6 protein-coding genes and 1 pseudogene are annotated in these 7,848 nt (G+C 63.5%); 3 read left to right on the top strand and 4 right to left on the bottom strand.

Translation table 11 applies throughout. The annotated features are described in order from the left end of the window. Positions 1 to 246: pseudogene (locus GPT33_RS05665) on the bottom strand (Fic family protein); the annotation flags it as partial. 113 nt (positions 247 to 359) lie between these two features. Here GPT33_RS05665 and GPT33_RS05660 point away from each other — a divergent pair. Then, complete coding sequence (locus GPT33_RS05660) at positions 360 to 2,741, top strand: nitric oxide reductase activation protein NorD (RefSeq protein ID WP_296806350.1); 2,382 nt, start codon at positions 360 to 362, stop codon at positions 2,739 to 2,741. A gap of 29 nt (positions 2,742 to 2,770) precedes the next feature. On the opposite strand, the gene GPT33_RS05655 is transcribed toward GPT33_RS05660, so the two are convergent. Next, on the bottom strand, positions 2,771 to 3,406 hold the full coding sequence (locus GPT33_RS05655) for an alpha/beta fold hydrolase (RefSeq protein ID WP_296806349.1): 636 nt from the start codon (positions 3,404 to 3,406) through the stop codon (positions 2,771 to 2,773). Between GPT33_RS05655 and GPT33_RS05650 the strand changes: the two genes are divergently transcribed. After that, complete coding sequence (locus tag GPT33_RS05650; protein WP_296806348.1) at positions 3,405 to 3,818, top strand: DUF2177 family protein; 414 nt, start codon at positions 3,405 to 3,407, stop codon at positions 3,816 to 3,818. The two genes, GPT33_RS05655 and GPT33_RS05650, sit on opposite strands and share 2 nt — an antisense overlap. A 331-nt stretch (positions 3,819 to 4,149) precedes the next feature. Here GPT33_RS05650 and GPT33_RS05645 read toward each other — a convergent pair whose 3' ends face one another. Beyond that, entirely contained in the window at positions 4,150 to 4,797 is a 648-nt protein-coding gene (locus tag GPT33_RS05645; RefSeq protein WP_296806347.1) for a hypothetical protein, read from the bottom strand. A gap of 254 nt (positions 4,798 to 5,051) precedes the next feature. Between GPT33_RS05645 and GPT33_RS05640 the strand changes: the two genes are divergently transcribed. Continuing rightward, positions 5,052 to 6,119: an AI-2E family transporter gene (locus GPT33_RS05640; protein WP_296806346.1), complete on the top strand. Its 1,068-nt coding sequence runs from the start codon at positions 5,052 to 5,054 to the stop codon at positions 6,117 to 6,119. Between the two features lie 162 nt (positions 6,120 to 6,281). Here the strand turns inward: GPT33_RS05640 and GPT33_RS05635 are convergent, their stop codons facing one another. Next, positions 6,282 to 7,700 (bottom strand): DegQ family serine endoprotease, encoded by a 1,419-nt coding sequence (locus GPT33_RS05635; RefSeq protein ID WP_296806345.1) that lies wholly within the window; start codon positions 7,698 to 7,700, stop codon positions 6,282 to 6,284. Positions 7,701 to 7,848 lie beyond the last annotated feature (148 nt).

Here is a 7,848-nt window from a genome sequence, read left to right as displayed (position 1 = left end):
CTTGTCCATGAATAGGGTGTTTTTATACAGGAGGCGTCGCGCGGCCTTGATCGAAAACCACCAGTCCTCGGTACCGAGATCGGGGGGCGGCTGGCGGCGCCGCAACTCGTCCCAGTGCAGATAGCGCCCGTCCGGGGCGGGTCCCGAGGGATTGCGAAGCAGTTTGGCAAGGTGCGCGCTGCCGCCTGTTTCGACGATGGACAGCAACAGGGCGTCCGTATCCGGTGGCGACATCGGGATCTTCATGGAGCGACGCATCCTTCGCACGAACTACTAATTTAGTAACGATTAGTACCAAATTAGTACCAGCAATGATAGCCCGTCACCGGGTGTGACAACCTTCGATCCGGGATAGCGCCATGAGCATCGACTTCTCCGAATACCTCTCCTGCCTCAAGGCCGACGCGGATCACCCGCATACCCAGGCGTTGGAAGCGAGCTACCACGAAGCCGCGCGCGTCATGTCGCCGCGCGGGCTTGAGCATTACCTGACAGGCATCAAGGCGATGTGCGGCCTCAACAAAGGCGCCGATCTAGTCCTGACCTATGTCCAGGAGATGCCGCGGGTCGCCAAGGAGGTGGGCGAGGACATCATCCCCGAGGTGGTGAGCGCGCTGATGAAGCTGGCATCACACACCTCCGGGACGGTGGTGGCGCTGATCATGTCCAGCATGCCGCTGGCCGCGAGCCGTTTGGGCGACGCGGAGGTGCTGCGCGGGTATCTCAACCTACTGCATCAGTTGTCGGGAAAGTCGCCGCGTGGCCTGCGCCCGATGATGGAGAACATGGACGAACTGCTCTCCAAACTGACACTCGGCGGTCTGCGCCGCTGGGCGCTCTGGGGCGCTCAGGCCCATGCCCGCGATCTCGACGGGCAGATGGCCTATTTCGGGCTTCAGACGGAGTCTTCGCGAGCCGTCCTGCAAAAGGAGCGGCGCGGGACCCTGCTCGTCGACAATCAACGCAAGCTCAATTTCTACCTGCGTGCGCTCTGGGCCCGGTCGTTCTTCATGCGCCCGACCTCGGGCGACTACGAGTCGCGTCAAGGTCTGCGCCCCTTCATCGAAGACTTCCAGATCCATTTGCCGGATGCCTTCGACGCCTATCGCGGCATTTCCGGGATCGAGACCTACCGCGCCGCCGCCGCCCATTGCGCGGCCCACATGGTCTACGGCACCAGCGCCATCAGCGCCGAACAGCTCATGCCGGCGCAGATGAAGCTGATCGAGATGTTCGAGGATGCGCGTGTCGAGGCGCTGGCGATCCGCGATTTTCCCGGGCTCAAGAAGCTCTGGCTGTCCTTCTTCACCGCCCAACTCGGGCCGATGGACGACGCCGTCGACCTGCATCCGATGATGGATCTGATGCTCCGCCAGGCGCGCACCCTACTGGATCCAGATTATGTCGACGGACTCCCGCTGATCGACGACACCGCCCTCGCCTTTCGCGCGGCGCTGGCCGAGCGTCCGCACGACAACCGCATCAGTTGGGACGCGGGCGTCACCTTCTACAACCGAGCGATCAAGACCGTCGCGCTGCCCAACCTGCGTATCCTGGAGAGCTGGCCGATCCCCTACCGCGACGACAATCGCTATGTCTGGGACTGCGGCGAAAACCTCTTCCTGAGCCGCGGCGTCGACTATCTACCCGCCTCGCAGCAACAGGTGCGCAAGTACGTCTCGGCCATCGAGATGGCCAACGAGGTCGATGTCGAGACCGCCGGCGACGACGCGCAGGAGATCTGGGTCTGCGCCACCGAGTTCTTCCCCTACGAAGACGAGGGCATCTCCTTCAACGCGATGGAGGGCAAGGAGCCCGTCTCGGACCCCTACCACTATCAAGAGTGGGACTATCAGGTCCAACTCTTCCGCCCGGACTGGGCGACCGTCATCGAGCGTCGTCAGGGCCGCGGCGACCCGGCGCTCATGGACGAGATCCTCGTCAAGTACAAGCCGGTTGCGAGCCGCATCCGCCGTCTGATCGACGCACTCCAGCCGCAGGGCATCGTACGCCGGCGCGGCTACGAGGAAGGCGAGGAGCTGGATTTGAACGCCGCCGTGCGGGCCATGATCGACGTGCGCCGCGGCACCATGCCGGATCCGCGGATCAACATCCGCATCACGCGCCATGTCCGGGATCTCGCCATCGTGGTGCTCATGGACCTGTCGGAATCGACCAACGAAAAGGTCGGGGTCAAGAAGGACGATCCCGGGTACGACGAGGCGCCGAGCATCCTCAGCCTCACCCGCGAGGCCACCGGGCTGCTGGCCTGGGCGATCGACGGCATCGGCGACCGCTTCGCCGTGCATGGCTTCGCCTCCGACGGCCGGCACGACGTCCAGTACTTCCGCTTCAAGGACTTCGATCAGTCCTACGACGACAACGCCAAGTCACGCATGGCCGGCATGAAGGGAGGACTCTCGACCCGCATGGGCGCGGCACTTCGCCATGCCGGCTGGCACCTCACCCGCCAACCCGCCCAGAAGCGTCTGGTGCTGGTCATCACCGATGGCGAGCCAGCAGACATCGACGAGCGCGATCCGCAGTACCTGCGCCACGACACCAAGAAGGCGGTCGAGGAGCTGCGCATGCAGGGCATCCACAGTTACTGTCTGACGCTTGATCCGCAGGCCGACCGCTATGTCGCCCGGATCTTCGGCGAGAATCAGTACTCCATCGTCGACCATGTCGAGAGACTGCCCGAGCGGCTGCCGGCGGTCTTTGCTGCGCTGACGGGATAATCCCGGATCCAGACGCGCGACACCGAAGGCTATGCCAGTCGCGCCGCGAACGACACGACTGCATCTGCCGCCATGCCCAAATTCTGCTCGGGCGTGAGCCCGGACACCCGACGCGGCTTGAAGCTGTGCTCCCCATCCGCAATCCAGACGATCTCGATCGACGGACTCAAATCATAGCGTGCGACCTCCGCCCGGTTCCCGAAGGGGTCGCGCTCGCCTTGGCAGATCAGCGTCGGCGTGCGCAGCGCGGACAGATGCGCGACACGCGTGCGCTCCGGCCGACCCGGCGGATGAAAGGGATATCCCAGACAGACCAGGCCATCGACGCCGGCCTCGTCCGCAATCAAACTGGCGATGCGCCCGCCCATCGACTTGCCGCCGATCAGCAGGCGTTTCCCCGCACCATGGGCGCCACGCTGCTCGGCGATGACCCGAAGCCAGGTCTCGATCAGAATCGGCTCACGGTCGGGAGGGCGCCTTCTTCCCTCGATCTCGCTTCGCACCATATAGGGAAACGAGAAACGCACGACGCGCAGCCCGGCGGCGGCCAAGGCATGTGCAACCGCGTTCATGAAAGGGGAATCGCCGCCCTGCCCTGCCCCGTGTGCCAAAATCAGATGGCAACGCGCATCGGCCGGACTATCGATCAGCAGAGGATCCACCATGCAAGCCCTCTTTTTCGCAAAGCTCTATCTTCTGACCGTCCCGGTCTTCTTCGCCATCGATCTGCTCTGGTTGGGTGTCGTCGCAAAGACGTTCTATCGCGACAACCTCGCCCATGTCCTGAGCCCGACGGTGAACTGGCCGGCGGCATTGAGCTTCTACCTCATCTATATCGCGGGCATCCTCTATTTTGCGGTGGTACCCGCGCTCGCGCAGGACTCCCTCGGCCGCGCCGTTCTCAATGGCGCACTCTTCGGCTTCTTCACCTACATCACCTACGAGCTGACCAACATGGCCACGCTCCCGGACTGGCCCATCAAGGTCGTGATCGTGGATACGCTCTGGGGCATCGCACTCTGCGCAAGCGTCGCCGCCGGCAGCTTTATGATCGGGAAATGGCTCGGCGGGGTTTGAACACAGGAAAAAGAGTCCCGTTGGCGTCGGGCGTCCCGGTGACGCAGGCCGCTGAGGATCTCGTAGTCGGTTACTACGCTGAACGCGCATGACTCGGATCCCGACCGTCGAGCCCGGGCGGCCCAAGGCCGCCCGGTCGGGCCTAAGCCGTGCTCAGAGCGAGATGCTCATTTCCGGGTGAGTTCGACGTTTGGCGTATCCACAGCCTTTAGCGGGGACGCGGTTAAAAATAACATATTTTCAATAACCTAAACCGCGCCGACTCCAACGGTTGTTAAGTCTGCCGGGGTCGATCCCATCCGAAAACATTGCATACCGCGCTGGGCGCGGTTTAGTTTTTGTTGCCGTCAAACATCTGCATCGGGTTGGGCATCATCTTCATCGGGTTCATGCCGCTTCCCCCGCGATCCTCCTCGCCGGGTCCGTAGCCGGGTCCGTAATCGGGGCCATAACCCTGCCCGTAGCCCGGTCCGTAACCCTGCCCGACGCCGGGGGGCGGGGCGTAGCCCTGGTCATAGCCTTGGCCGTAACCGGGCGCGTAACCCTGGCCGTAGGCGGGAGCGGGCGGATAGCCTTCCGCGTTGCCTGCGCCATACCCGGGTGCTTGTCCGTAACCCGGCGCACCGCCGTATCCCTGCGAGGGCATCTGTTGCATCGGAGTACCGCCCATTTGCGGATCCGTGTAACCGGGAGGGGGCCCGTAACCTTGGCCGGGTGCGCCGCCATACCCCGGCTGCGGGGCTCCGTAGCCCGGTGCCGCGCCGTATCCCGGCGCACCACCGTAACCGGGTGCGCCCTGGGGGTAATAGCCTTGGGGATAGCCCTGCGGCGGTGGATAATCACCCTCCCCGCGGCGGTCCTTGTTGCCGCCCATCCATTTGGATGGATTCATCATGTCGCCCATGTCCACTGCGAATGTCGGCCCGGTCAGGACCAGGCTCGCAATACCGGCTGTCAGTGCTGCCTTAATGATACTCATCGCTTTTTGATGCGCTCCTCGTCTGTTGTCATGATGTTGTCTTCCCGCAAGGTGATTATGGACCCTGCGGGACCGGATGCCATCATCCGTCCATAGGATCGACCTTGACTGCGTCAACCTGAAGATGCGACTCGCGGGAAGCTGGGGTACGATTGCCGCGCCGAAAAGGGCAACAAACAACCCTAAGCCCTGAACCGTTCGGGCCTCGCTCAAGAAGTAATCGACCAAAGCGATTCACCGGAGAATCCGACGATATGACCAACGCACTGAGCGGTTTCAGTCCACCTGCGCGCGGCCTCCTCGTCGCGGGCGCCTTCGCGCTCGTGATCGGCCTCATGAAGATCTCGGCGCCCATCCTCGTTCCGCTCCTGCTGGCCGTGTTCATTGCCATCATCGCCACCCCGGCGCTGAAGTGGATGCGGCGGCGCGGCGTGCCGAAGTGGGGCGCGCTGGCGGTCATCATCTTCGTGCTGCTCGACGTCGGCAGCCTCTTGGCTCTGGTCACCACGGGCGCGCTGGAGGGATTCAGGGATAGCCTGCCGACCTATCAGGAGCGCTTCATGCTGCTGAGCGATCAACTCGGGGGCTGGATGGAAGGCGTCGGGGTCGGCGGATCGCGCGAGGCCATTCCTGATCTCATGGATCCCAACAAGGTTGCGGTCGCCGTGCGGTATCTCTTGTCCAACGCCAGTGGTTTCTTCGCCACGGGACTCTTGGTGCTGCTTGCCGTCACCTTCATCCTGCTCGAGGCGAATACGCTGCCCGCCAAGCTGAAGGTCGCCTTCCAGATGACCGAGGCAGGCAATGCGCGTCTGAAACGCCTGTTGGACTCGATCAAGCGTTACATGCTGATCAAGAGCCTCACGAGTCTCGGTACGGCCGTATGCGTGTGGCTCTGGCTGTGGTTTCTCGGCATCGACTTTGCCGTACTCTGGGCGGTGCTGGCCTTCTTCCTGAACTTCATCCCCGTTGTCGGCAACATCGTGATGATGATCCCGGCGGTTCTGCTCGCCCTCGTGCAGGTGGATGTGTCGACCGCCATCTGGGTGGCGGTCGGTTATCTGTTCATCAATACGGTCATCGGCAACGTCCTGGAGCCCCGGATCATGGGCAAAGGGCTGGGCATCTCGACGCTGGCGGTGTTCATCGCCTTGTTGTTTTGGGGATGGTTGTTCGGCACGGTTGGGATGTTCCTGGCGGTGCCGCTCACGGCCGCCCTGATTATCGCGTTGGACGCGAGCCCACATACGCGGCCGATCGCGATCTTGCTCGGACCGGCAATCGAGCCCGAACCCGCGCCGGAGCTCGGTCCTGAACAATAGTGCACGGGATCCTCGAAACAGGAACCGCCGATCGTCGTGCAGCGGACCGCAACCGGGTTTGTGCTCGTCTATACGCTCATCGCCAAGCCGGGGCGAGGGCGTTGATGGGTCGCATTCGCGCAAGGGGCCGCCGCACCTCTACCGGTCGGCGGCCGGGTGCCATCAAGGCACCCGAATTGCGTGAAACATGCGCCCGTCGCCACGCTGAACCAACACCGCAACGGACCGACCGGACGGGATCGCATCGAGGATGCTGTTGAAGCCCGCCAAATCCTGCACAGGCTGGTTGTCGAGCATTAGGATCACGTCGCCAGGGGTCAGCCCCGCCTGCTCCGCGGGTCCGCGCTCGACCCCGTCCACCAGCACACCGCCGCCGGTGACGGACAACTGCTCGCGCTGCTCGGGCGTGATCTCGCTCACGAAGAGACCGATCCGATTTGCAGACGCCTTCTCCGGCTCGCTCGGCCGGGCGGCGAGCTGCTCTTCTTCGGGCAGCTCGCCGATCTCGACCTCGAGATCGACGAGCTCGCCGCCTCTGAGCACTTGCAGCGCGACCCGATCGCCGACCGTCGTAATCCCGACCATGGGAGGCAATGCGCTCGAGGTCAGGATGTCGCGTCCGTTGTAGGTGACGATGATATCGCCGGGACGGACCTTCGCCGCCTCGGCGGGACTCCCGGGAAGGATCTGAGCCACCAGTGCGCCGCGGGGCTGCTTCATGCCGAAGCTCTCCGCCAGCTCGCGGGTCACGTCCTGAATCAGCACACCGAGCCAACCGCGACTCACCCGGCCTTTGGTCTGCAACTGATCCACGACGTCCATCACGACATCGATCGGGATGGCGAACGAGAGTCCCATGAAGCCGCCCGTGCGGCTGTAGATCTGGCTGTTCACCCCGATCACCTCCCCCTCGAGGTTGAACAAGGGCCCGCCCGAGTTGCCCGGATTGATGGCGACATCGGTCTGGATAAAGGGGATGTAGTTCTCGGTGGGTAAGCTGCGACCCTTGGCGCTGACGATGCCTGCGGTAGCCGATGACTCGAACCCGAAGGGTGAGCCGATCGCCAGCACCCACTCGCCGACTTTGAGATCCTGAGAGGCACCTATCCTGACCGCCGGAAGTCCCTCGCCCTCGATCTTCAGCAGCGCGATGTCGCTGCGCTTATCCGTACCGACCAGTGCAGCCACGAATTCGCGCCGATCGCTGGTGCGCACGATGATTTCTTCGGCTCCCTCCACGACATGGGCGTTGGTCAGCACGAATCCGTCGGTTGTGACGATGAATCCCGATCCGAGCGAGCGCGACGGAAGGCTATCATTCGGCAGCTCGCCGTCCTCGCCGAAGAAATGCCGAAAGAAATCCTGCAAGGGGCTCTCTTCCGGGAGGTCGGGAACGGTAAACTCCGGCAACTGCTCAACCGTCACCGGCGCCTGTTTGGTGCTGATGTTCACGACCGAGGGGGCATTGTCGGCGACCAGATCCACGAAGTCGGGAAGCATGCGGCTGGCCGCAAGACCGGGCATGAGCGCGCCGCAGACCAATGCCGCGAGGGCGAAGGAGAAGGTTGGAATGGAACGCATGGCTGCTCCGGGATAAATGGATTCGATCGGCTGGCCGCCTCGATCGCGGCGGTGCCGTACGTGACGGGAAAGGGTTGGAGGGTGCCTGAACACGCTCGAGCGCCGGACCGGACCGGCCCTGCGTTTGGTTTCGCGGAGCGCTCGCGTC

The sequence above is a fragment of the Thiocapsa sp. genome (genome assembly GCF_011390875.1).
In the GTDB taxonomy this organism is placed as follows: domain Bacteria; phylum Pseudomonadota; class Gammaproteobacteria; order Chromatiales; family Chromatiaceae; genus Thiocapsa.
This window is presented reverse-complemented; position numbering and strand designations above follow the sequence as displayed.